The sequence below is a fragment of the Photorhabdus sp. S10-54 genome (assembly GCF_963878145.1).
Classification (GTDB): Bacteria; Pseudomonadota; Gammaproteobacteria; order Enterobacterales; family Enterobacteriaceae; genus Photorhabdus; species Photorhabdus kayaii.
Genome location: NZ_CAWNXG010000169.1, coordinates 1 through 624 on the forward strand (window position 1 = coordinate 1; position 624 = coordinate 624).

1 protein-coding gene is annotated in these 624 nt (G+C 49.5%); it reads left to right on the plus strand.

What is annotated here, in order from left to right; all coding sequences use genetic code 11:
- Nucleotides 1-624 (plus strand): phage portal protein (locus AACQ83_RS24355; protein WP_146748318.1); only part of this gene is annotated, 624 nt, incomplete at both ends.

The window sequence follows — 624 nt, forward strand, 5'->3', positions numbered from 1 at the left end:
ATGTGGTTCATGATTATGATCACGAACGCGGAGCACAACATCGGGGTAACGGTATTCTAACGCCGGTGGTTCAGCGCCTAAAAATGCTCATTAAATATGACCAGTCGGAGCTTGAGGCTGCGATTCTGAATGCTATTTTCGGCGCTTACATTGAGTCCCCGTATGACCCGGCCCTTGTAGAAGCGGCTTTGGGTGAAAGTGAAGACGAGAATTTAGGCGCATACCAACAAGGACGCGTTGAGTTTCACAATGATCGCCGCTTGTCTTTACAAAATGGGGCGCGTATCCCAATTATGTATCCCGGCGAGAAAATCACAACAGTGAATGCCGCGAGACCGCACAGTAACTTTGAAGGCTTTGAAAGTGCGGCGCTGCGTAATATCGCCGCAGCAACGGGGTTGTCTACTCAACAAGTGACGCAAGATTGGTCTGATGTGAACTACAGTTCAGCGCGTTCTGCCATGTTAGAGGCATGGAAAACCTTAACCCGGCGTCGTGCTGATTTCTCAATCGGCTTTGCTCAACCCATTCTGACCGCGTTTATTGAAGAAATTCACGACATAGAAGATTTACCGTTACCGGCTGGTGCGCCTGATTTCTTAGAAGCACGGGCGGCTTATTGCC